This window comes from Bradyrhizobium sp. UNPF46 (genome assembly GCF_006658625.1).
Lineage (GTDB): Bacteria > Pseudomonadota > Alphaproteobacteria > Rhizobiales > Xanthobacteraceae > Bradyrhizobium > Bradyrhizobium nitroreducens.
In genome coordinates this window covers 1-21,679 of record NZ_LFJB01000018.1, presented here as the reverse complement: position 1 = coordinate 21,679, position 21,679 = coordinate 1, and the positions used below count along the sequence as shown (strand labels likewise).

The window sequence follows — 21,679 nt, the reverse complement described above, 5'->3', positions numbered from 1 at the left end:
GTGTGGGGCCTCCACGGTTTCCGACTTCTTTACCGGTTCAATTCCCGTGCCGCTTTTTTGCATGCGGACTGTTCCTTCCGCTCGGGAAAATGCTAAACCGCCCGGCGTCGGGGTTTCGTTTCGTTAACCAATTCAAGACAGGGACTTTTCATGCGCATCGCGATGATCGGCACGGGCTATGTGGGACTGGTGTCCGGCGCCTGCTTTGCCGATTTCGGTCACGACGTCACCTGCGTCGACAAGGACGAGAAGAAGATCGCGGCGCTCCACCGCGGCGAGATCCCGATCTATGAGCCCGGCCTCGACGAGCTGGTCGCGACCAACGTCAAGGCCAAGCGGCTCGACTTCACCACGGACCTGTCGAAGCCGGTCGCGGATGCCGATGCCGTCTTCATCGCGGTCGGCACGCCGTCGCGCCGCGGCGACGGTCACGCCGATCTCTCCTATGTCTACGCCGCGGCGAAGGAGATCGCGCAGTCGCTGTCCGGCTTCACCGTCGTGGTGACGAAGTCGACCGTGCCTGTCGGCACCGGCGACGAGGTCGAGCGCATCATTCGCGAGACCAATCCGAACGCCGATGTCGTGGTCGCCTCGAACCCCGAGTTCCTGCGCGAGGGCGCCGCGATCCGCGACTTCAAGTTTCCCGATCGCGTCGTGGTCGGCACCTCCGACGAGCGCGGCCGCAAGGTGATGGGCGACATCTACCGCCCGCTGTCGCTGAACCAGGCGCCGCTGATGTTCACCGCGCGCCGCACCGCGGAGATGATCAAATACGCCGCGAACGCGTTCCTTGCGACCAAGATCACTTTCATCAACGAGATCGCCGATCTCTCCGAGAAGGCCGGCGCCAACGTGCAGGAGGTCGCGCGCGGCATTGGCCTGGACAACCGCATCGGCACCAAGTTCCTGCATGCCGGTCCCGGCTTCGGCGGCTCGTGCTTCCCGAAGGACACCAAGGCGCTGATCAAGATCGCGCAGGATTACGACGTCTCCTTGCGCATCGTCGAATCCGTGCTGGCCGTGAACGAGAACCGCAAGCGCGCGATGGCGCGCAAGGTGAGCCAGGCGCTCGGCGGCAATCTGCGCGGCAAGACTATCGCGGTGCTCGGCCTCACCTTCAAGCCCGACACCGACGACATGCGCGATGCGCCGTCGATCCCGCTGGTGACGGGCCTGATCGATATGGGCGCCAAGGTCAAGGCGTACGATCCCGTCGGCATGGAGCAGGCCAAGGGCGAGCTGCCGAGCATCACCTATTGCGAGGATGCCTATTCCTGCGCGCAAGGCGCCGATGCACTCGTCATCGTCACCGAATGGGTGCAGTTCCGCGCGCTCGATCTCGACCGGCTCAAGAGCGTCATGGCGCAGCCCGTCGTCGTCGACCTCCGCAACATCTACCGCCCCGAGGAGATGGAAGCCGCCGGCTTCACCTACGACAGCATCGGCCGTCCGCCCGTGCAGGGCTGAGGGCAGGCTGGTTATTCGCGATGGCCCTTGTGGCCCTGTCATTCCGGGGCGCGCATAGCGCGAACCCGGAATCTCGAGATTCCGGGTCTGGTCCTTCGGACCACCCCGGAATGACGGAGCCAGAGGTAAGACGTGAATGCCCCGCAGAAGGCCGGGCATGACGAACGGATAGACTTTTGCCCCGCAGCTTCGACACGCCCCTCCCCATTGATGCCGTGCTCGACGACCTCTCGCGCACGCTGGAGGCGCATAATGCTGCCGTGCTGGTGGCGCCTCCCGGGGCCGGCAAGACCACGCGCGTGCCGCTGGCTCTGCTCGATGCGCCCTGGGCCAGGGACAAGAAGATCATCGTGCTGGAGCCGCGGCGCATCGCGGCGAGGGCCAGCGCCGACCGCATGGCCAAATCGCTCGGCGAGCGCACTGGGGAGACCGTCGGCTATCGCGTCCGCTTCGGCTCGAAGGTCTCGCGCGCGACCCGCATCGAGGTGGTGACGGAGGGCATCTTCACCCGCCAGATCCTCGACGATCCCGAACTCTCGGGCGTTGCCGCCATCCTGTTCGACGAATTCCACGAGCGCTCGCTCGACGCCGACATGGGCCTCGCGCTGGCCCGCGACGCGCAGACCGGCCTGCGCGAAGATTTGCGCATCCTCGTGATGTCGGCGACGCTCGATGGCGCGCGTGTCGGAAAACTGCTCGGCGATGCGCCCGTCGTCGAGAGCGAGGGACGCGCCTTTCCGGTCGAGACCCGCTATCTCGGCCGCAAGGCGGATGCGCCGATCGAGCGGCAGATGGCGGATGCGATCGCCTCCGCGCTGCGGGCCGACAGCGGCTCCGTGCTGGCGTTCCTGCCGGGCGCCGCTGAAATCCGTCGCACCCAGAATTTTCTCGGCGAGCGTGTGCAGGACGCTTCGATCGAGATCGTGCCGCTGTTCGGCGCGCTCGATGCTGCCGTGCAGGACCGTGCCATTTCTCCCGCGCCCAGGGGCATGCGCAAGGTGGTGCTGGCGACCTCGATCGCGGAGACCTCGCTGACGATCGAAGGCGTGCGCATCGTGGTCGATTCCGGGCTTGCCCGTGTGCCGCGCTATGAGCCCGATATCGGCCTCACGCGGCTCGAGACCGTGCGCGCCGCGCGCGCGGCGGTGGACCAGCGCCGCGGCCGCGCCGGCCGTACCGAGCCCGGGGTCTGCTACCGGCTCTGGGACGAGCCGCAGACGGCCTCGCTCGCGCCCTACACCCAGCCGGAAATCCTGAGTGCCGACCTGTCTTCGCTGGTGCTCGATCTCGCGCAATGGGGCGTCAGCGATCCCGCCGCGCTGTCGTTCCTCGATCCGCCGCCGGGGCCCGCGTGGAAAGAGGCCAAGAGCCTGCTCGTGGAGCTCAACGCGCTCGATGGCGACGGCCGCATCACCGCCGAAGGCAAGAGCCTGCGCGCGCTGGCGCTGCCGCCGCGGCTGGCGCGCATGATCGTGGATTCGCATCGCGCCGGCGAGGGCGAAGCCGCCGCCGAGATCGCCGCCATCATCACCGAGCGCGGGCTTGGCGGTGACAGCGTCGATCTCGAGCACCGGCGCGACCAGTTCCGCCGTGATCGCTCGCCGCGCGCTGCCAGCGCGCGCGACCTCGCGCGGCGCTGGGCCTCGCAGGTTGCGGCCTCGGAGAAGGCTGGACCGCAGGAGGATCTCTCGACCGGCCTGATGCTGGCCTATGCCTTCCCGGACCGGGTTGCCCGCAATCGCGGCAATGGCAGTTTTGTCCTTGCCAATGGCCGCGGCGCCGCCGTCGAGCAGACCTCCTCGCTCGCCCGCGCGCCCTACATCGCGATCGGCGAAATGACGGGAACGGCGGCGAGCGGACGTATCCTGCTCGCTGCGCAGATCTCCGAGGGCGAGATCGAACGGCATTTTGCCGAGCATATCGCTACCGCCGACGAGATCTCGTTCGATCGCGGCGCCATGGCGCTGCGCGCGCGGCGCAAGCGTGTGCTGCATGCGATCACGCTGTCCGAGGCGACGATGGCCGTGTCTCCCTCGGAGGACACCGCGCGCATCTTCGCGGATGGATTGATCGCCGCGGGCCTCGACCGGCTGCCCTGGTCGAAGGCCGCCAAGCAATGGCGCGACCGCGTGATGTTCCTGCGCAAGGCCGAAGGAGATAGCTGGCCGGATCTTACCGACGACGGATTGATCGCGCGGCGCGACGATTGGCTGGTGCCGGCGCTCTACGACAAGATCGCGCTGAAGGACATTTCGCCCGGCGATCTCTCCGATGCATTGATGGCGCTGCTGCCGTGGGAGATGCGCGCGCGGCTCGATCGCGAGGCACCGACGCATTTCGAGGCGCCGACGGGAAGCGTGCTCGCGATCGACTACGAGGCCGAGCAGGGGCCGACCATCGCAGTGCGGCTGCAGGAATTGTTCGGCCTCAACACCCATCCCTCGATTGCGGCCGGCAAGGTGCCGCTGGTGCTGGAACTGCTGTCGCCGGCGCAGCGCCCGGTGCAGGTGACGCGCGATCTTCCCGGCTTCTGGCGCGGCAGCTACGCCGCCGTGCGCTCCGACCTGCGCGGCCGCTATCCCCGTCATCCCTGGCCGGACGATCCGGCGAGCGCGGTGCCGACAAGGCGGGCGAAGCCGCGCGGGACGTGAGAAACGCGGCGGCGCATTAACCGTCCGCTCATCCTTTTCGTCAAAATGACACGGGCGCCGGCGTAGCTCCGCTCGCGGTCAGCCTTGTCGCGTGGTGAAATCGGGCTTTCCGGCTCGGAAGTGGTGTAATGCGTAACATTATGATCTTCGCGGCCGTCCTGATCGGCCTCGGCACTTTCATGGCGCAGCTGGCCGACAAGATGAGTTCGGCCTCCGCAACCTCGGCGCCGCGGACCACTGTCGCCGTTGCCGCGACCGCGCCGGCCGGCGGCCGCAGCCTCGCCATTTCCCGCGACGGTCGCGGTCATTTCCAGACTGAGGGCCGGATCGACGGCCAGCGCATCGGCTTCATGGTCGACACCGGCGCCTCCGTGGTTGCGCTCAATGAGACCTCCGCCGCCCGCTTTGGCCTGCGTCCCTCGCGCAGCGCGTACAATGCCACCGTCTCCACCGCCAACGGCACCATCAAGGCCGCGCGCACCCGCATCGCCATGCTCGACGTCGGCGGTCTCATCGTGCGCGACGTCGACGCCATGGTGCTGCCCGACGAGGCGCTGTCGGAGAACCTGCTCGGCCTCTCCTTCCTGTCGCGCCTGAAGCGCTTCGAATATTCCAACGGCCAGATGGTGCTGGAGCAATAGGCGAAAGCCTGTGGCGATCGGGCGCCGTCCATTTCAAACGTGATTTCTTTGCTTCCACCGCCCCGGCGGTAACGTTTCTTCGTTACCAAACTGCCGCAATTATCGGCCATAAGCCTTCATTCCCGCCTTCCGCTGCGGCCCGGCATTCGCTAAGGCTGCCTCAATTCCTGCTCTTTTCACGAGATCGTCTCAATGTTCCCGAAGCCGAAATCCGTCCTGCTGCCCAACACCTACGCCTTCGAATCCGAGCCGATGGTGAAGCCGACGGGCTTTCGCGAGTACGACGCGCGCTGGTTGTTCCAGAAGGAAATCAACCTGATGGGCGTGCAGGCGCTCGGCATGGGTCTTGGCGCGCTGATCGCCGAGCTCGGCGTCAAACAGGAGATCGTCACCGGCCACGATTTCCGCGGCTATTCGGCCTCGATCAAATACGCGCTGATTTCCGGCCTGATGGCGGCGGGCTGCAAGGTCCACGACATCGGGCTTGCGGTGACGCCGATGGCCTATTTCGCGCAGTTCGATCTCGACGTGCCCGCCGTTGCGATGGTCACCGCCTCGCACAACGACAACGGCTGGACCGGCGTCAAAATGGGCGCCAACCGCCCGCTGACCTTCGGGCCCGAGGAGATGACGCGGCTGAAGGAGATCGTGCTCAATGCCGAGTTCAAGAACAAGGCCGGCGGCTCCTACCAGTTCCACGAGAATTATCCGGCGCGCTACATTGCCGATCTCACCAATCGTCCGAAGCTGAAGCGCAAGCTCAAGGTCGTCGCCGCCTGCGGCAACGGCACCGCCGGCGCGTTCGCGCCGCAGGTGCTGGAGGCGATCGGCTGCGAGGTCATCCCGCTCGACACCGAGCTCGACCACACCTTCCCGAAATACAATCCGAACCCCGAAGACATGGAGATGCTGCACGCGATCCGCGACGCGGTACTGCATCACAAGGCCGATGTCGGCCTGGGCTTCGACGGCGACGGCGACCGCTGCGGCGTCGTCGACAATACCGGCGAGGAGATCTTCGCCGACAAGGTCGGCGTGATGCTGGCGCGCGACATGTCGGCGATCCACAAGGACGCGCATTTCATCGTCGACGTGAAGTCGACCGGCCTGTTCGTCACCGACCCGGTGCTGCAGAAGCAGGGTGCGAAAACCGACTATTGGAAGACCGGCCATTCCTACATGAAGCGCCGCACCCACGAGACCGGCGCGCTCGCGGGCTTCGAGAAATCCGGCCATTTCTTCTTCAACAAGCCTTATGGGCGCGGCTACGACGACGGACTCGTCTCGGCGCTCGCGATTTGCGACATGCTCGACCGCGCCCCCGGCAAGTCGATGGCTGACCTGAAGGATGCGCTGCCGAAAACCTGGTCGTCGCCGACCATGTCGCCGCATTGCGCCGACGAGACCAAGTACGGCGTCATCGAGCAGGTGGTGAAGCACTTCGAGGGCTTGCAGGCCAAGGGCGCCAAGATCGGAGGACAGGCGATCCGCGATCTCGTCACCGTCAATGGCGTGCGCGTCACGGTCGAGGACGGCAGCTGGGGCCTGGTGCGCGCCTCCTCCAACAAGCCCGAGCTCGTCGTCGTGGTTGAGAGCCCGGTCTCCGAGCAGCGCATGCACGACATGTTCGAGATGGTGAACAGCGTGCTGCGCACGCATCCGGAAGTCGGCGAGTACAATCAGAAGATCTGAGCGCCTGCGCGCGCTCAGCCTCCGGGCGGTCCGAACAGGGCGCGCAGCTTCGCGCCCGCGCCCCGCGCCTTCCATGCGTCGCCCAGCATCGCGATCCATTCGCCCAGCGCGATGCGGATCGGATTGAAGGACGGCGTGCCTCCGACCAGGCCGAAGCGGAGCGGCTGGTCGCTGGGCTGTTCGGCAAAGGTGCCGAACAGCCGGTCGAACACGATCAGGATGCCGCCATAGTTCTTGTCGAGGCACGGCGTGTTGCAGGCGTGATGCACGCGATGATGGCTCGGCGTGTTGAGCACCCATTCGAGCACGCCGAGCTTCGGCGCGAACTCGCTGTGGATGAAGAACTGGTACAGCAGATTGATCCCCAGCATTGCGACGATCGCGAGCGGGTGAAAGCCGATCAGCGCCAGCGGCAGGAAGAACAGGAAATTGCCCGAGATGTTGCCGGTCCAGCCGAGCCGGATCGCCGCCGTCAGGTTCAGCCGCGTGGTCGAGTGATGCACCGCATGCGTCGCCCACATCCAGCGAATGCGATGCGAGGCGCGATGCTGCCAGTAATAGAGAAGCTCGCTGCCCAGGAATAATCCCGCGAGCGCAGGCAGGCTGGTCTGTTCGAAGTCGAACAGCCGGTGCTCGTACAGGAAGGCGAACGGTACGGCGAGAATTCCGGCCTCGACCGCGCGGAGCAAATTCTGCCCCAGCGCGACACCGAACGACGCGACGCTCTCGCGCCAGTCGTGGGTGTCCTGATGTGCGAGCCGCCCGATGCCGTATTCGAGTAGCATCAGGCCGATCGCGGTGAACAGGATCACGCGACGGAGCGTCGGGTCGAGCAGGATGGACGCGTAACCCATGGCGGCCTCCTACTTCGGCGCGACGCCGGCGCTGGCGGCTCCGTCCCTCAGCGCCTGCGCGCGAGGCAGAGCTTGCGCGCAGGTCGAGGTGAGCTGGCCGGCATGAGTTTGCAGGCAGGCCAGGATGCGTCCTCCACCCGGCGTAACGCCGCTACAAAGGCGGTCATAGTCGGCACGGCAAGCCTGCATGACCGCCCGTGCTTCGCTGCGCATCTGCGGCGTGATCTGCGTTTGCAACTGGCTCTGGGCAGACGCGGAGGTCGAGGCGACGAGGGCGACGATGGCCGCAGTTTGCGGCAGGAAGCGGAAAATCGGTGGCACGATGCTGATCCTTTCTGATCTGGTGAGGCGGGTCGTCGTCGCGCAGGGCGAGCGCGGCGACGACGTCGAGGAGCTCAGCGCGAGACAGTCCCGGTCCGGGTGTAGGTGTTGCCGGCCGGACCCGTGCGGGTGACGTTGCGCGAGCAGCTTCCGTTGGCGCAGCCTCCCGTCACGTTGACGCTGGAGGTGCCGCGCGGCCCGTTCGCCGTCGCCGACCGGGTCCAGGCATTGGCATCGGCCGCCGCGGCAACCGAGAGGCCGCCGATGACGAGGGTGGTAAGGAAGAACTTGGTCATGCTTGTCGTCTCCTTCTGGGGACTGCCGTAGGCGGCAGCCATGAGGGGAGACTGGTCGGGCCGCGTCTGCGACGCATTGCCGGGACGAAACGATTGTTATGGCTTTGTCGGCCCGATGTAACACTGTGTAACAAGATCGCCGCCGCCCTTGCGCAGCGGGCGCGGTCGTCCACAATACGGCGATGAACACGCAAGCGGCCACGATTCTCATGGTGGAGGACGATCCCGAGATCAGCCGCCTCGTCGCCGACTTCATGCGGCGCGAGGGCTTCGAGGTCGCTTGCGTCGCCGACGGCAAGGCGATGGATCAGATGCTCCAGCGCCTACGACCCGACCTCGTCATCCTCGATTTGATGTTGCCGGGTGAGGACGGGTTGTCGATCTGCCGCCGCCTGCGCGCCGATGATTCCGTCCCGATCCTGATGCTCACGGCCAAGAGCGACGAAATCGACCGCGTGGTCGGCCTCGAGATGGGTGCCGACGACTACCTTGCAAAGCCGTTTGGTCCACGCGAACTGCTCGCGCGGGTGCGCGCCATCCTTCGCCGCGCCAATGGCACGCCTGCAAAGCCTCTGGTCCGGCGTTTCGCATTCGACCGCTTCGTGATTGATCTCGACTCCCGCAGCGTGGAGACGCCCGAGGCCGAGACGGCTGCGCCGCAGCTGACGAGCGCGGAATTCGACCTGCTCGGCTGTTTCGTGCAACGCCCGCGCCGAGTGCTCACGCGCGACCAGATCCTCGACTGGACCCGTGGCCGTTCGGCCGAGCCGTTCGATCGCACGGTGGACATGCTGATCTCGCGGCTGCGTCGCAAGCTCGACGCCGCAAGCCCGGGCTCCAACCTGATCACGACGGTGCGCAATGGCGGCTATCTGTTCACCGCGCCCGTCAGGCAGGTGTCGTGATGCTGCGCGTGACGCTTGCTGCACGGCTGGCGCTGATCGGGCTGGTCGGATTTTCGGTGGTCGTCACCGTCATCCTGGCGATCTTCTACCGGACGACGGTGCATGAGAACGAGCTGACGCGGCCATCGCCGGCGCGGCTTGATGCGCTTGCAACGCTGCTCGAGCGCACCGCCGGCGATTCCCGGCAGACGGTTCTCGATGCGGTGTCGTCGCCGCAATTCGTGGCGCGGATTGTGCCCTCAGGCACACCGGTCGCCGGTGAGACGCCCGCGCAGCAGGCGCAGTTGCGCGAGACCTATGCGGCGGGCCTTGCGGGCCGCGCCGTGGAAATCGTGGCGCCGCCGGACCATCGCGCCAGCCGCTGGTTTCCCCGTATAGCGCGGCTGATGGCCAACGCGATCGAATTCCGCATCGGCCTGCGCAGCGGAGAGATGCTGATCGTCGATGCCTATACCCGCCTGCCGGTCACCCCGATTGGCCTGCCGGTCGGCTTCGGCGCGGGCCTGTTCGGCTCGATCGTAGCGTTGCTGGCATTGCTGGTCATGCAGCGCGAGACGCGGCCGCTGGCGCAGCTCGCCGCGGCGGTCGATCGCGTCGATTTGTCGGCTGATCCGCCGACGCTGCCGGACGCCCGCCGCAGCGCGCCGGAAATTCGCGCCGTCATCGCCGCCTTCAACCGCTTGCAGGGACGGCTCGCCGAGATGCTGCGCGCGCGCATGACGCTGGTCGGCGGCATTGCCCATGATGTCAGGACCTTCGCGACGCGGCTGCGGTTGCGGGTCGAGCACATCCCTGACGATGCCGAACGCCAGCGGGCGGTAGTCGATATCGACGACATGATCCGGCTGCTCGACGATGCGCTGCTATCGACGCGTGCCGGCGCCGGCGGCCTGTCACAGGAGATGATCGAGCTTGCTGCGCTGATTGCCGTCGAGGTGCACGACCGGCGCGTTCAGGGCAAGCCGGTCGAGCTGGTGACGGACGACCGCGCCCGAAATGCGGTCGTGCTCGGCGACCGGCTGGCGCTGCGGCGTATCCTCGCCAACATCATCGACAACGCGCTCGCTTACGGCCATGCCGCGCATGTGCGCACGGCGCTGAAGGATGGTGCCATGGTCGTGTCGATCGACGACGAAGGGCCGGGCATTCCCGCCGATCAACGCCAGACCGTGCTGGAGCCGTTCCATCGGCTGGAGAAGTCACGCAATCGCGCCACCGGTGGCGCCGGCCTCGGTCTCGCAGTGGTGCGCAATCTGGTCGAGGCCCATGGCGGCACGATCGAGATTGCCGCGGCCTCCGGCGGAGGTACGCGTGTCAATGTCACGCTGCCGGTGTTTCAACCAGGCTAGATCGGCATATTGAATCGATCGGCCGCGGGCTGGAAAACCTCTCCCGCTTGCGGGGGAGGTCGGCGCGGAGCGCCGGGTGGGGGCTCTCTCCGCATAAGGACTGTCCCATTGAGGAGGCACCCTCTCCCCAACCCTCTCCCGCAAGCCCGCAAGCGGGAACATCGTGGCAGACAGGAACCTTAAGCCGCCACCACCGCCGGGATCGGCAGCGTGGTGACCGACTTGATCTTCTCCATCGCAAAGCGCGAGGTGACGTTCTTCAGCGGCACGGCGCTGATCAGCTTCTTGTAAAACACGTCATAGGCTTGCATGTCCGCGACGACGACGCGCAGCATGTAATCGACGTCGCCGGCCATGCGATAGAATTCCATCACCTCGGGCATGGCGCTGACGGCCTCGGCGAATTTCTTCAGCCAGGCGTCGGAATGGTCGGAGCTTTCGACCGACACGAACACGGAGATGCCGAGCCCGATCTTGTTCTGATCGACGAGGGCAACCCGCTTGATGATCACGCCGTCGGCCTCCAGGCGCTGGATGCGCTTCCAGCAGGGGGTCGAGGACAGGCCGACACGGTCGCCGATCTCGGCGACTGATAGCGAGGCATCCTCCTGGAGTACCATCAGAATCTTGCGGTCGATGGCATCGAGGCGGCGGCTGGTCTCGGGAGGCTGGACAGCGAGGTCAGTCATTTGAAGAACTTTGTTCCATTTCAGGGCGGTCTATCCCTGATATAGAGAAAATATTTCTATATCAAGTCCATTATCTCGGCGACCTGCTGGCCTCCGCCAGCTGCGCCGCCTGCAAAAGCTCTTCAACTTCAAGGCGTTGCGGGGCGGCCTGGCCACCGCCATGGCGGGTGCATTTCAGCGCTGCGGCGGCCGCGGCGAATCGCAGCGCCTCCCTGACCCCCTCGCCCTCGGCCAGGCGAAGCGTGAAGGCGCCATGGAAAACGTCGCCGGCACCGAGCGTATCGACCGCCTGGACCGGGAAGGCCGCGGTCTCCTCCAGCTCGCCCGCCTCGTTCAGCCAGATCGTGCCGTCCGGGCCGCGGGTGGCTGCGAGGAAGGCCGGCGTCAGTCTGGCCAGACGCTTCAACGCCTCGCCGTCTTCGGTGATGCCGGCCGTCTCCTGAACCTGCTCGCTGGAGAACAGCAGATGCGAGGCCGCTGTGAGCAGGCCGTCCTGCAAGGACATCGCGCGGTCGACGCCGACGATGACGGGAATGCCGCGCCGGCGCGCCTCGGTGCAGAGGGATATCGCGAACGCCGCGCAGCGGCTTTCGACGAGGACGGCCTGACAACCGTCGAGCAGCCTGTCGGCATCTGGCAGCTCGACCGTCCAGAGAGCCGGATCGCGATAGATGGTCAGCGTCCGCTCACCCGAGGGCTCGATCATGATCGCGGACACCGGCGTGGTCACGTCAGGCATGCGCACGATGTGCATGGTGTCGATGCCCTCCTGCGCCATCTGCGCGAGAATGAAGCCGCTCGACGTCTCGCGCGCATCGCCCATGGGCCCCGCGAATGCGACGCGGCCGCCGAGCCGTGCGATCGCGATGGCGGCATTGAGCGCGTTGCCGCCGCAGATCTCGGCGAGATGGGTGGCATTGGCCTTGCTGCCGCGCGCGGGAACGGCGTCGACCCGGAAGGTGAGGTCGCGCACGGGAATGCCGATGCAGAGGATGCGTGGCGCAGTCCCGGATGGCACCATCGACGCTCGCTTATGCGCCGCTCTTGTCGTGGACCCAGCGGCCGAGCAGGTGATGGGCGATGGCGAAGGGATGCGGGCCGGCGAGCCCGTCCGGATGCGTCCGTGTCAGCATCAGGGCGGCCTCCTCGCGCGTGAACCAGCGCGCGTCCTCCAGCTCCATGCGGTCGACCACGATCTCCTCGCTGACGGCCCGCGCGCTGCAGCCGATCATCAGCGACGACGGATAGGGCCAGGGCTGGGTCATGTAATACTGCACGTCGGTGCAGCGAATGCCCGATTCTTCCAGGATCTCGCGGCGCACCGCGTCCTCGATGGTCTCGGCGGCCTCGACGAAACCGGCGAGGCACGAATACATGCCGGGCGGGAACTGCTTCTGGCGGCCGAGCAGGCACTTGTCGCCGGAGGCCACCAGCATGATCACGACCGGATCGGTGCGCGGAAAATGCTCCGCCTTGCAGGAAGGGCAGTCGCGCTTCCAGCCGCCTTCCTTCATGGCGCTGCGCGCGCCGCAATTGGCGCAATAGCCGTGGCGCTGGTGCCAGCTCACCATCGACTTCGCCATTGCGATGGCCGAGAGCTCGTCGGGCGGGATCGCACCTTGCATTGCCATGCCGCGCAATTCGGTGACGGTGTAGTCCTCGCGACCCACCAGCTTCTCGGCGGCGGCCTGCGACAGGCCCATGCCGAACATCGCCGCGCCGTCGCGAAGCCCGAGGAAGATCGTGCCGGGATTGGCGCCGCACTTCAGCGCCTCGTCGATCGAGAGCAGCGCGCGCACCTTGTCGCCCTCACGCTTGACCAGCAGCGAGTCGCGGTAGACGACATAAGCGCGCGAGGTTGGCTTCTGCTCCATCGCGAACAGCTTCTCGTCGTCACGGCGCAGATGCGCGGCGCGATCGAGGATGTTGGTGACGAAGGCCGGCTGTCCCAGCGGAAAGGCGTCGAATGCTGACATTATGTTCTTTCAACCCAACCAGATCTTGCGGCGAAGCGCGCTGATGAAATTCTGAACCTCTGCGGCGTCATGCGCCAAAGGCGGCATCACGCCCCAGACCGGCCGCGGCCAGGCCGCGTCACTGGTGCGGCGCGCGATGATGTGGACGTGAAGCTGCGGCACGAGATTGCCGAGCGCCGCGATATTGAGCTTGTCGCATCTGGTGATCTCCTTCAGCGCGCGCGAGACGCGGGAGATCTCGGTCATCAGCTGCGCCTGCTGCACCTCGTCGAGATCGATGATCTCGACCGCATCGGGGCGCCGCGGCACCAGCAGCAGCCAGGGATAATGCGCGTCCTTGATGACCAGCACCTTCGACAGCGGCAGATCGCCGATGTCGATGGTGTCCTCTTTCAGGCGGGAGTGCAGCGACCAGGCGGGATCAGACATATGCGTTTCCGGATGGCCCGATGGGGTCGGGCGTGTTGGAGTGACCATACGATACCGAGTCGGCGAGGGGAAGGATGGGGCTCCGCTGCTTCTGCATACACGCTCGTCATCCCGGACAAGCGCGCCCAAAGCGCGCGCCGATCCGGGATCCATAACCACAGGAAACGGCTATAGCGCGAGCTGGTAACTCCGAATCTTCGCCAAACTCAATCCTGTGGTTACGGATCCCGGGTCTGCGCTAACGCCTGCCCGGGACGACGACCGAGTTTGTAGCGATGCTGGCGGCCCCTCACGCCTCCGCCAGCACCCTTGCATTGGCGCGGATCGAAGCTTCGCTGACGCGGATGCCGAGGCCTGGGCCGTCGGGCACCACGACATGACCCGCGCGGTTGGCGACGCGCTCTTCCAGCACGTCCTCGGTCAGCACATGATGCGGCATGTAGAATTCGCAGCCGAGCGAGATGCCCGGCGTCGCCGCGATCAGCTGCGTGCCGGCGGCGAGGCCGATGCCGCCCTCCCACAGCGTGCCGCCATAGCCGGGCAGGCCGGCGATGTCGGCGATCGCCATGATCGCCTGCGCCTCGAACAGACCGCCGGCCTTCATCAGCTTGATCGAGACGGCGTCGGCCGCCTCGCGGCGCACCACCTCCATCATGTCGCGGCGGTCGAAGCAGCTTTCGTCGGCGAGCACGGGCGTTTCCAGCGCTGCGGTGAGTTGCGCCATCACGTCGAGATATTTGCGCGGCACCGGCTGCTCGATGAAGGTCGGCGCGAACTCCTCGACATCGCGCAGGATCTTGATGGCGCCGAACGGCGCCAGCGCCTGGTTGTAGTCGACGCGCAGATCGACCTTGTCGCCGAACTCCTTTCGGATCGCCGCGAGGTGATCGAGATCCTCGCGATGCGGCTTCACGCCGGTCTTGACCTTGTAGATGACATTGCCGTCCGGAACCATCTTGCGCATGCGCTCGAGATCGGCAGGGAAGTCGGGATCGGCGATCGAGAAAGAGAGGGGAATGGTGTCGCGCACGCGGCCGCCGAGCAGATCGGCGACCGAGAGTCCCGACGATTTGCCGACGATGTCGAGCAGCGCCATCTCGATTGCGACTTTTGCTTCGGCATGGCCGACCAGCGTGCGGTCGAGCTCGGCCATCAGCGCGCGGATGCGGCGCACCGGCTTGCCGAGCACGATCGGGCGCAGATAGATGTCGAGCGCGGAGAACGCCGCTTCCGGCGTTCCCGTGAAGACCTCCCACGGCGCGGCCTCGCCCCAGCCGATTACGCCGTCGCTCGCGGTGAGCTCAATCAGCACGCGCTTGACCGTGCCCTTGACGTTGCCCACGCCTTGCAGGCGCGCCATCCTGATCGGGCTTTCGATCAAGAACAGCCTGATGCGTGCGATTGTTGCTTCGGTCATGTCAGGCCTCCATTGACGTGCCAGATCTGGCCGGTGACGTAGGACGCTTTCGGGGATGCCAGGAAGGCGATGATCTCGGCGACTTCCTCCGGTCGCCCGCGGCGGCGCATCGGGATCAGCGCCTCGGTCGCGGCGATTTGCTCGGGCGACAGCCGGCTCTCGCTCGGCTTGTCCTTGACGATGAGGCCCGGCGAAACCGCATTGACGGTGATGCCGTCTTTCGCGAGCTCGATCGCGGTCAACCGCACCAAGGCTTCCAGCGCGGAGCGGCTTGCGGCCGTCGCCGCGAAGGGCGCGAATTCGGGCCGGATCGCGTGTGCGACGAAGGACGACACCGCGACGATGCGCGCATCGTGGCCGGCGCGTAGCAGCGGCAAGCCCGCCTCGACCATTCGCGTGAAGGCCAGCGCGGACTCGTCCATCGCTTGCCGGAACTGATCCGCCGGCGTGCCGATCGCGCTGCCGCGGCGGGCGTGGCCGCCGACCAGGATCAATCCGTCGAGCCGGCCGAAGGCGGCTTTTGCGACGGCGATGGCGTCGGAAACCGCGGTCTCCTCAGCGAGATCGCCGAGGCATTTTGCGACCACCGCGCCTTTCGCTTCGGCTTCCGCCGCCGTGGCGTCGAGGCCTTCCGCGTTCGAGCGTGTATGGAGCAGCAGCGCGGTGCCGGACGCTGCGAGCAATCTGACGGTGGCGCGGCCGATGCCGCTGGCAGCACCGGTGACGAGATAGACGCGATTGATATCGGGCATCAGGATACTGCGTTGGCCGGCGGTAATGCGCCGGTGCGATGGAAATGGCTGAGGAAGGCGCGCGTGGCGCTTTCTTTTGGATTGTCGATCACCTGCCGTGCCGGACCTTCCTCGACCACGACACCGTCGCGCATGAAGATCAGGCGGTCGGCGACCTCGCGCGCGAACGCGATCTCGTGGGTCACGATCACCATGGTCATGCCTTCGGAGGCCAGCTGCTGGATCACGTTGAGCACCTCGCCGACCAATTCGGGGTCGAGCGCCGAGGTCGCCTCGTCGAACAGCATCACGTCGGGCTCCATCGCGAGCGCGCGGGCGATCGCGACGCGCTGCTTCTGTCCGCCGGACAGCGTCGCGGGATATTGGTCGGCCTTCTCGGCAAGACCGACCTTGGCGAGCTGCGCTCGCGCCAGCTTCTCGGCGTCGGCCTTGGCCATGCGCCGCACCGTGACCGGCCCCTCCATCACGTTCTGCAGCGTCGTCATGTGCGGGAACAGGTTGAAGTGCTGGAACACCATGCCGGTGGTGGCGCGGAATCTTGCCAGCGACTTCACATCGGGCAGTTTTGCACCTTCACCGAATGAAAAACGGGTGTCGCCGACGCGGACGCTGCCGCCGTCGGGCACGACAAGGAGATTGATGCAGCGAAGCAGCGTCGATTTGCCGGAGCCCGATGGGCCGATCAGCGCCACGACGCCGCCCTTGGCGATTTCGAGGTTGATGTTCTTCAAAACCTCGTTGCTGCCGAAGCTCTTGCGCAAGGCCCTGATCTCGATTTTGGCCGTCTCGCTCATTCGCTCACCGCCAGTCGCTTCTCGCCGCGGCGGACGATGATGGTGAGCGGGATCAGGATCGCGGCATAGGCGACCGCGACCGCGGTGTAGGTCTCCAGCGGCCGGTAGCTGTCATGGGCTGCGACCTGGCTCTGGTAGACCAGGTCGGGCACCGCCAGCACCGAGACCAGCGAAGTGTTCTTGAACTGGATGATCGACTGGTTCATCAGCGCCGGGATCATGCGCTTGATCGCCTGCGGCAGCACGATGCGCCGCATGCTCTGGCCCGGCGTCATGCCGAGCGCGGCGCCGGCTTCGGACTGGCCCTTGTCGATCGAGATGATGCCGCCGCGGATGATCTCCGAATAGAACGAGCCGCCATAAAGCGAGAGCGCCAGCGCCGAGGCGGTGATCGGCGTCATCTCGACTCCGGCGAGGATCGGCAGCGCGTAATAGAACCAGATCAGCTGCACCAGGATCGGCGTGCAGCGAAAGGCTTCGATGAAGGTGAGGGCGAGCAGGCGCAACGCCCTGAAGCGCGACAGGCTGCCGAAGGCCCCGAGCAGCCCGAACAGCAGCCCGCACACCACGATGACGATCGTGAAGCCGACGGTGACGCCGAGCCCATTGAGAAACAGCCAGCGATAGCTCCAGAGGATGCCGAAGTCCCACTGATACATGTGTTTGTTTACTCGTCGTGGGTGCCGTTGGCACCGTCATTCCGGGGCGCCCGAAGGGCGAACCCGGAATCTCGAGATTCCGGGTTCGATGCTTCGCATCGCCCCGGAATGACGGTCGAAGTTACAGCGACACGCCCGGCGGAATGTCCGCTTCCGTCACGCCCACCAGCTCCATGTTGGTGATGATCGCGTTGCGGATGAAGCCGAGGCCCTTGTTGAAGTCGATCCAGGTGTTGACGTAGTCGCGCCAGGTCTTGTCGGCCTCGCGGCGGAAGCCGGCATTCGACGTCGTCGCGAAGATCGGTGTCGGCAGCACCAGCTGGCCGAGCGACGGGTTCTTCTTCAGCACGGTCAGCGACAGCATGGTGATCAGGCACTGCGCGTCGACGCGGCCGGTCTGCAGCGCGGCGGTGGCGTCGTCGGCGGTCTTCAGCCGCGTGATCTGCGCCTTCGGCGTCAGGCGGCTGACCACCTGGTCGTGCGAGGAGCCCTGGTCGACCGCGATCTTGATGTCGGGCGAGTTCAGCTCGGCCCAGCTCCTCGGCTTGAAGTCCTTCTTGCAGAGGATGGCGAAGGCGTTGTTGAAGACCGGCACGGAGAAATCGACCACCAGCGCGCGCTTCGGCGTCGGGTTCAGGCCGAAGAAGATGTCGATCTTGTTGGCCTGCAGATCCAGCACCGAATTCCCCCAGGTGGTCTCGGTGATCTCGAGCTCGGCCTCCATGTCGTCGGCCAGGCCCTTGGCGATGTCGATGTAGAAGCCCTTCCACTGGCCGCTGGAAAGATCCTTCATGTAATAGGGCGCGCCGCCGCCAACCGCGCCGATTCGCATCTTCTTGGTGCGGCGGATGCGGGCAAAGGTCGATTCGTTGGGATCGGCAGTCTGGGCTACGGCCGGGGCGGCCAGCGTGGCTGCGGCGACCGCGCCGAGTCCGACAATCGATGCAACATCACGACGTGTAACCATTGGGATCACTGCTTTTCTGGTTGGGTGGAGTTCCGCCAAGGTTCTTAGCAAGGTGGTGCAAACAGAGAAAGCACAGCCTATCGGCTGGGCAGGTCCGGAATTGCCCGGATGCTGGGCAAACTCGATCCGTTCGAGCCGATACCCGCTTGCTTTCCGCTTCCTTTGGCCCCAAATAGGGACCGGGAGATTGGCGGTGGACGAGCCACTCGCCAACCGGGTCAGGTCCGGAAGGAAGCAGCCCTAACGAGGTCCGGATCGGGTCGCTCGTCAGTCTCCTACCTGTTTTTCCGAGCGAATTGCGCCGGCGGGCCTTCCCGCCAGCGCGCTCCTTTCCGCAAAAGCCGGCCGAGAGACATTTCATTGCGGATCGACCGATGACCGACGCTGGCGCCCCCCCAAATCCTGATAGCGCCGGCCAGGCCGGCAACGCGCCTTACCGGGTGCTGGCGCGCAAATACCGCCCTTCCAGCTTTGACGATCTGATCGGCCAGGAGGCCGTGGTCCGCACCGTCTCGAATGCGTTCGAGACCGGCCGCATTCCGCAGGCCTGGATCCTCACCGGCGTCCGCGGCGTCGGCAAGACCACCACCGCGCGCATCCTGGCCCGGGCGCTCAACTACGAGATGCCGGATGGCTCGGTGAAGGGCCCGACCATCCACATGCCGACTTTGGGCGTGCATTGCCAGGCGATCATGGAAAGCCGGCACATGGACGTGCTGGAGATGGATGCGGCCTCGCATACCGGCGTCGACGACGTCCGACAGATCAATGACAGCGTGCGCTATGCGCCGGCCAGCGCCCGCTACAAGGTCTACATCATCGACGAAGTCCACATGCTGTCGACGGCGGCGTTCAACGCCTTCCTGAAGACGCTGGAGGAGCCGCCGGAGCACGCCAAGTTCGTGTTCGCGACGACGGAGATCCGGAAAGTTCCGGTCACGGTGCTGTCGCGCTGCCAGCGCTTTGATCTCCGCCGCGTCGAGGCCGACGTGCTGATGAAGCACCTCGCCAACATCGCGGCCAAGGAAAACGTCGAGATCGAGCCCGAGGCGCTCGGCATCATCGCGCGCGCCGCCGAAGGCTCGGTGCGCGATTCGCTGTCGCTGCTCGACCAGGCCATCGCGCATGCGGCCGGCACCGTGAAGGCCGACGCCGTCAGGCAGATGCTGGGCCTCGCCGACCGTACCCGCGTCATCGACCTGTTCGATTCGCTGGCGCGCGGCGACATCGCGGCCGCTTTCAAGGAATTCCGCGATCAGTATGACGTCGGCGCCGATCCGATCGTCGTGCTCTCGGACCTTGCCGAATTCGTCAATTTCGTCACCCGCGTGAAGATCGTGCCGGCGACCGCCGACAACGTCGCCTATGGCGAGACCGAGCGCGTGCGGGCGAAGGAATTCGCCTCGAAGATCTCGATGCGCGTGCTGTCGCGGATGTGGCAGATGCTGCTCAAGGGCATCACCGAGGTGCAGGCCGCGACGCGTCCCGCCGCGGCCGCCGAGATGGTGCTGGTGCGCATCGCCTATGTCGCCGACCTGCCGACGCCGGACGAAGCGATCAGGATGCTGGAGCAGAACGGCGGCGGCTCACCGGTCGTGAACGGCGGCGGAGCTGCGCGCAGCAGCGCGCCATCCGCGCCGATGGCGTCGGCCGCGCCGGTGTCCGCTCCGCCCGTGCGCATGCCGACATCGTCACCGACCGCGTTCGGTGGTGGCGCCCGGCCGCAGATGGTGGCGCCCGCGCCGGATCCGCAAGGGGCGGCACCCCAGCTGCGCGTCACGAGCTTCACCCAGCTCGTCGCGCTCGCCGGGCAGAAGCGCGACATCATGACCAAGAGCGCGCTCGAAGGCGACATGCGCCTCGTCCGTTTCGAGGAGGGCCGGCTGGAAGTCGCGCTCGAGCCCAACGCCTCCAAGACCATGATCTCGGAGCTTGCCAAGAAATTCGAGCTGTGGACCGGCCGGCGCTGGACCATCGTCGTCTCCAACGAGCAGGGCCAGCCGACGCTGCGCTCGGTGAACCAGGCCGCCAAGCAGGAGCATGCGCGCACCGCGGAGGCCGATCCCCGCGTGCAGGAGGTGCTGTCGCGCTTCCCCGGCGCGAAGGTCGTCGAGGTCCGCAGGCTTGCCCCCGAGGCGCCGGAAGCCAATATAAACGCCGACTATGGCAGTGACGATCCGCCCGACGGTTCCGACGGCGACGACGATCTCTGAGCCATTTCTTTTCAAGGACGAACACCGATGGCTGATTTTCTCGGCATGATGAAGCAGGCAGCGCAGCTGCAGTCCAAGATGCAGGAGATGCAGGACCAGCTCGCTAACGTCGAGGTCGAGGGCATCTCCGGCGGCGGTCTCGTCGCCGTGCGCATGACCGCGAAGATGGACGTCAAGGGCGTCAAGATCGATCCCTCGCTGATGAAGGCGGAAGAGCGCGAGGTGCTGGAAGACCTGCTCGTCACCGCGTTCGGTGATGCGCGCCGCAAGGCGGAGGCCGCGATGCAGGAGAAGATGCAAGCCCTCACCGGCGGGCTCGGCCTGCCGCCGGGGTTGTTCGGCCAATAGTATGGGCGCGGTTGCAGGTCCAGAAATCGAGCGGCTGGTTCAGCTGCTTGCACGGCTGCCGGGCCTTGGCCCGCGCTCGGCGCGGCGCGCGGCGCTGCATCTGATCAAGAAGCGCGAAGCGCTGATGATGCCGCTGGCCTCTGCCATGCAGGTGGCGCTCGACAAGGTGCAGGTCTGCAAGACCTGCGGCAACATCGATACGCAGAATCCCTGCACCGTCTGCACCGATCCGAAGCGCGATCCCGCCATCATCGTCGTCGTCGCCGACGTCGCCGATCTCTGGGCGCTGGAACGGGCCAATGCGACTCAAGGGCGCTACCATGTGCTGGGCGCGACATTGTCGCCGCTCGACGGCGTCGGCCCGCAGGATCTGACCATCGACGCGCTGGTGGCACGCGCGCATGATGCGCAGGTGCACGAAATCATCCTGGCGCTGAATGCGACGGTCGACGGCCAGACCACCGCGCATTACATCACCGATCTGCTTCAGGACGCCAATGTGAAGGTGACGCGGCTCGCCCACGGAGTTCCCGTCGGCGGCGAGCTTGATTATCTCGATGAAGGTACGCTATCGGCAGCGATGCGGCAGCGCACCCTGTTCTAGAGCGTTTTCGAGCGAAGTGGATACCGGTTCGCGTGAAGAAAACGCGTCAAAACAACAATCTCCATCCCAAGATCTCACGGAACGCAACGACATGACGAAACTTTTCGCCACACGATTGGCTTTGGTCGCGACGATGGCGATGCTGGCAACCCCGGCCATGTCAGCGCAGCAGGACGACGGGGCGCCGCCGCCGTCGAAGCCCGGCAAGCCGATCAACACCGGCGACGTGCTCTCGGGTGCCTTGAACGCGATGAAAGTGCGCGACGTCAAGAACGGCAAGCGGGTGCCGATGTATCAGATCACGTCCGAGCCGCGCCGCCTGCCGGCGCCGAACGGGCTGTGCAATCTGGAGACCGGACCCGAGACCTTCCAGCTCGTCACCTCCAGCGATGCGCAGGCCACGCAGTTGAAATCGTTCGTCGGCAAGGAGATCTCGGTGAAGGTCGACGAGGTCGCCTGCGCCAGCGATCCCGGCCAGATGAGCGAGGCCGTGATCACGAAGTGGAGCCTGATCAAGAAGCAGTAGGGCGGCCTGGCTCTTCCCCCGGTTCCGGTGTCATCGCCCGCGCAGTGTTTAGACCGGACAGATCACTGACAGGTGTTCGGAGACATAGCTGACACATCAAGATGGGCTGGATTGGTCGATTCGGGAGGC

22 protein-coding genes and 1 other RNA gene are annotated in these 21,679 nt (G+C 65.9%); 11 read left to right on the top strand and 12 right to left on the bottom strand.

Features of this window, described 5'->3' with window-relative positions:
* Positions 1-150 precede the first annotated feature (150 nt).
* The 4 genes from UNPF46_RS08380 (at position 151) to UNPF46_RS08365 (ending at position 6,451) form a co-directional block, all read left to right on the top strand.
* Positions 151-1,467: a UDP-glucose dehydrogenase family protein gene (locus UNPF46_RS08380; RefSeq protein ID WP_100174922.1), complete on the top strand. Its 1,317-nt coding sequence runs from the start codon at positions 151-153 to the stop codon at positions 1,465-1,467.
* Between the two features lie 176 nt (positions 1,468-1,643).
* Positions 1,644-4,118 (top strand): ATP-dependent helicase HrpB, encoded by a 2,475-nt coding sequence (gene hrpB / locus UNPF46_RS08375; protein WP_181769843.1) that lies wholly within the window; start codon positions 1,644-1,646, stop codon positions 4,116-4,118.
* Between the two features lie 128 nt (positions 4,119-4,246).
* Entirely contained in the window at positions 4,247-4,759 is a 513-nt protein-coding gene (locus tag UNPF46_RS08370; protein ID WP_100174923.1) for a TIGR02281 family clan AA aspartic protease, read from the top strand.
* A gap of 192 nt (positions 4,760-4,951) precedes the next feature.
* The gene (locus UNPF46_RS08365; protein ID WP_142249670.1) at positions 4,952-6,451 is read left to right on the top strand and encodes a phosphomannomutase/phosphoglucomutase; all 1,500 of its coding nucleotides are present in this window, start codon (positions 4,952-4,954) and stop codon (positions 6,449-6,451) included.
* 14 nt (positions 6,452-6,465) lie between these two features.
* On the opposite strand, the gene UNPF46_RS08360 is transcribed toward UNPF46_RS08365, so the two are convergent.
* The 3 genes from UNPF46_RS08360 to UNPF46_RS08350 all read right to left on the bottom strand — a co-directional run bounded on the left by UNPF46_RS08360 (position 6,466) and on the right by UNPF46_RS08350 (position 7,922).
* Positions 6,466-7,305, bottom strand: a complete 840-nt coding sequence (locus UNPF46_RS08360) for a sterol desaturase family protein (RefSeq protein WP_142249669.1) — start codon at positions 7,303-7,305, stop codon at positions 6,466-6,468.
* A 9-nt stretch (positions 7,306-7,314) separates the two neighbouring features.
* On the bottom strand, positions 7,315-7,626 hold the full coding sequence (locus UNPF46_RS08355; protein WP_347338498.1) for a cysteine rich repeat-containing protein: 312 nt from the start codon (positions 7,624-7,626) through the stop codon (positions 7,315-7,317).
* A 74-nt stretch (positions 7,627-7,700) separates the two neighbouring features.
* Positions 7,701-7,922, bottom strand: a complete 222-nt coding sequence (locus UNPF46_RS08350; RefSeq protein WP_142249668.1) for a hypothetical protein — start codon at positions 7,920-7,922, stop codon at positions 7,701-7,703.
* 182 nt (positions 7,923-8,104) lie between these two features.
* Between UNPF46_RS08350 and UNPF46_RS08345 the strand changes: the two genes are divergently transcribed.
* Both UNPF46_RS08345 and UNPF46_RS08340 read left to right on the top strand, forming a co-directional pair.
* Positions 8,105-8,827 (top strand): response regulator, encoded by a 723-nt coding sequence (locus UNPF46_RS08345; RefSeq protein ID WP_100174926.1) that lies wholly within the window; start codon positions 8,105-8,107, stop codon positions 8,825-8,827.
* The gene (locus UNPF46_RS08340; protein ID WP_142249667.1) at positions 8,827-10,176 is read left to right on the top strand and encodes a sensor histidine kinase; all 1,350 of its coding nucleotides are present in this window, start codon (positions 8,827-8,829) and stop codon (positions 10,174-10,176) included. Before UNPF46_RS08345 ends, UNPF46_RS08340 begins: the two co-directional genes overlap by 1 nt.
* Before the next feature lie 179 nt (positions 10,177-10,355).
* Here UNPF46_RS08340 and UNPF46_RS08330 read toward each other — a convergent pair whose 3' ends face one another.
* The 9 genes from UNPF46_RS08330 to UNPF46_RS08290 all read right to left on the bottom strand — a co-directional run bounded on the left by UNPF46_RS08330 (position 10,356) and on the right by UNPF46_RS08290 (position 17,859).
* Positions 10,356-10,865: an Lrp/AsnC family transcriptional regulator gene (locus UNPF46_RS08330; protein ID WP_100174929.1), complete on the bottom strand. Its 510-nt coding sequence runs from the start codon at positions 10,863-10,865 to the stop codon at positions 10,356-10,358.
* 70 nt (positions 10,866-10,935) lie between these two features.
* Positions 10,936-11,886, bottom strand: a complete 951-nt coding sequence (locus UNPF46_RS08325; RefSeq protein ID WP_181769842.1) for a sugar kinase — start codon at positions 11,884-11,886, stop codon at positions 10,936-10,938.
* A 10-nt stretch (positions 11,887-11,896) separates the two neighbouring features.
* A complete protein-coding gene (gene nudC, locus UNPF46_RS08320; RefSeq protein ID WP_142249665.1) occupies positions 11,897-12,841 on the bottom strand; it encodes an NAD(+) diphosphatase in 945 nt (314 codons plus the stop codon).
* Positions 12,842-12,850: 9 nt separating this feature from the next.
* Positions 12,851-13,270, bottom strand: a complete 420-nt coding sequence (locus UNPF46_RS08315) for an HIT domain-containing protein (RefSeq protein ID WP_100174931.1) — start codon at positions 13,268-13,270, stop codon at positions 12,851-12,853.
* Between the two features lie 289 nt (positions 13,271-13,559).
* Entirely contained in the window at positions 13,560-14,687 is a 1,128-nt protein-coding gene (locus UNPF46_RS08310) for a muconate cycloisomerase family protein (protein WP_142249664.1), read from the bottom strand.
* Entirely contained in the window at positions 14,684-15,439 is a 756-nt protein-coding gene (locus tag UNPF46_RS08305) for an SDR family NAD(P)-dependent oxidoreductase (protein ID WP_142249663.1), read from the bottom strand. Before UNPF46_RS08305 ends, UNPF46_RS08310 begins: the two co-directional genes overlap by 4 nt.
* Positions 15,439-16,233 (bottom strand): amino acid ABC transporter ATP-binding protein, encoded by a 795-nt coding sequence (locus UNPF46_RS08300; protein WP_142249662.1) that lies wholly within the window; start codon positions 16,231-16,233, stop codon positions 15,439-15,441. The genes UNPF46_RS08305 and UNPF46_RS08300 overlap by 1 nt, the downstream gene beginning before the upstream one ends.
* Positions 16,230-16,892, bottom strand: coding sequence for an amino acid ABC transporter permease (locus UNPF46_RS08295; RefSeq protein WP_142249661.1), 663 nt, complete (start codon positions 16,890-16,892; stop codon positions 16,230-16,232). Before UNPF46_RS08295 ends, UNPF46_RS08300 begins: the two co-directional genes overlap by 4 nt.
* Positions 16,893-17,013: 121 nt before the next feature.
* Positions 17,014-17,859 carry a transporter substrate-binding domain-containing protein gene (locus UNPF46_RS08290; RefSeq protein WP_100174936.1) on the bottom strand — a complete coding sequence of 282 codons (846 nt, stop codon included), beginning with the start codon at positions 17,857-17,859 and terminating at the stop codon, positions 17,014-17,016.
* 182 nt (positions 17,860-18,041) lie between these two features.
* On the opposite strand from UNPF46_RS08290, the gene ffs reads away from it, so the two are divergent.
* The 5 genes from ffs (at position 18,042) to UNPF46_RS08265 (ending at position 21,550) form a co-directional block, all read left to right on the top strand.
* Positions 18,042-18,138, top strand: an RNA gene (ffs, locus tag UNPF46_RS08285) — signal recognition particle sRNA small type.
* Between the two features lie 95 nt (positions 18,139-18,233).
* Positions 18,234-20,072, top strand: coding sequence for a DNA polymerase III subunit gamma/tau (locus UNPF46_RS08280; protein ID WP_142249660.1), 1,839 nt, complete (start codon positions 18,234-18,236; stop codon positions 20,070-20,072).
* A 27-nt stretch (positions 20,073-20,099) separates the two neighbouring features.
* Positions 20,100-20,420 (top strand): YbaB/EbfC family nucleoid-associated protein, encoded by a 321-nt coding sequence (locus UNPF46_RS08275; RefSeq protein WP_100174938.1) that lies wholly within the window; start codon positions 20,100-20,102, stop codon positions 20,418-20,420.
* Position 20,421: 1 nt separating this feature from the next.
* Positions 20,422-21,024: a recombination mediator RecR gene (gene recR, locus UNPF46_RS08270; RefSeq protein ID WP_097661786.1), complete on the top strand. Its 603-nt coding sequence runs from the start codon at positions 20,422-20,424 to the stop codon at positions 21,022-21,024.
* Between the two features lie 91 nt (positions 21,025-21,115).
* Positions 21,116-21,550 carry a hypothetical protein gene (locus tag UNPF46_RS08265; RefSeq protein ID WP_100174940.1) on the top strand — a complete coding sequence of 145 codons (435 nt, stop codon included), beginning with the start codon at positions 21,116-21,118 and terminating at the stop codon, positions 21,548-21,550.
* Positions 21,551-21,679 lie beyond the last annotated feature (129 nt).

What these genes read in the sequence shown, in the direction of transcription:
- UNPF46_RS08360 (WP_142249669.1), bottom strand. Translation starts at nt 7,305, where the DNA reads ATGGGTTACGCGTCCATCCTGCTCGACCCGACGCTCCGTCGCGTGATC.
- UNPF46_RS08300 (WP_142249662.1), bottom strand. Translation starts at nt 16,233, where the DNA reads ATGAGCGAGACGGCCAAAATCGAGATCAGGGCCTTGCGCAAGAGCTTC.
- UNPF46_RS08325 (WP_181769842.1), bottom strand. Translation starts at nt 11,886, where the DNA reads ATGGTGCCATCCGGGACTGCGCCACGCATCCTCTGCATCGGCATTCCC.
- UNPF46_RS08280 (WP_142249660.1), top strand. Translation starts at nt 18,234, where the DNA reads ATGACCGACGCTGGCGCCCCCCCAAATCCTGATAGCGCCGGCCAGGCC.
- UNPF46_RS08290 (WP_100174936.1), bottom strand. Translation starts at nt 17,859, where the DNA reads ATGGTTACACGTCGTGATGTTGCATCGATTGTCGGACTCGGCGCGGTC.
- UNPF46_RS08350 (WP_142249668.1), bottom strand. Translation starts at nt 7,922, where the DNA reads ATGACCAAGTTCTTCCTTACCACCCTCGTCATCGGCGGCCTCTCGGTT.
- UNPF46_RS08340 (WP_142249667.1), top strand. Translation starts at nt 8,827, where the DNA reads ATGCTGCGCGTGACGCTTGCTGCACGGCTGGCGCTGATCGGGCTGGTC.
- UNPF46_RS08345 (WP_100174926.1), top strand. Translation starts at nt 8,105, where the DNA reads ATGAACACGCAAGCGGCCACGATTCTCATGGTGGAGGACGATCCCGAG.
- UNPF46_RS08310 (WP_142249664.1), bottom strand. Translation starts at nt 14,687, where the DNA reads ATGACCGAAGCAACAATCGCACGCATCAGGCTGTTCTTGATCGAAAGC.
- UNPF46_RS08380 (WP_100174922.1), top strand. Translation starts at nt 151, where the DNA reads ATGCGCATCGCGATGATCGGCACGGGCTATGTGGGACTGGTGTCCGGC.
- nudC (WP_142249665.1), bottom strand. Translation starts at nt 12,841, where the DNA reads ATGTCAGCATTCGACGCCTTTCCGCTGGGACAGCCGGCCTTCGTCACC.
- UNPF46_RS08295 (WP_142249661.1), bottom strand. Translation starts at nt 16,892, where the DNA reads ATGTATCAGTGGGACTTCGGCATCCTCTGGAGCTATCGCTGGCTGTTT.
- UNPF46_RS08315 (WP_100174931.1), bottom strand. Translation starts at nt 13,270, where the DNA reads ATGTCTGATCCCGCCTGGTCGCTGCACTCCCGCCTGAAAGAGGACACC.
- UNPF46_RS08265 (WP_100174940.1), top strand. Translation starts at nt 21,116, where the DNA reads ATGACGAAACTTTTCGCCACACGATTGGCTTTGGTCGCGACGATGGCG.
- recR (WP_097661786.1), top strand. Translation starts at nt 20,422, where the DNA reads ATGGGCGCGGTTGCAGGTCCAGAAATCGAGCGGCTGGTTCAGCTGCTT.
- UNPF46_RS08330 (WP_100174929.1), bottom strand. Translation starts at nt 10,865, where the DNA reads ATGACTGACCTCGCTGTCCAGCCTCCCGAGACCAGCCGCCGCCTCGAT.
- UNPF46_RS08365 (WP_142249670.1), top strand. Translation starts at nt 4,952, where the DNA reads ATGTTCCCGAAGCCGAAATCCGTCCTGCTGCCCAACACCTACGCCTTC.
- UNPF46_RS08305 (WP_142249663.1), bottom strand. Translation starts at nt 15,439, where the DNA reads ATGCCCGATATCAATCGCGTCTATCTCGTCACCGGTGCTGCCAGCGGC.
- UNPF46_RS08370 (WP_100174923.1), top strand. Translation starts at nt 4,247, where the DNA reads ATGCGTAACATTATGATCTTCGCGGCCGTCCTGATCGGCCTCGGCACT.
- UNPF46_RS08275 (WP_100174938.1), top strand. Translation starts at nt 20,100, where the DNA reads ATGGCTGATTTTCTCGGCATGATGAAGCAGGCAGCGCAGCTGCAGTCC.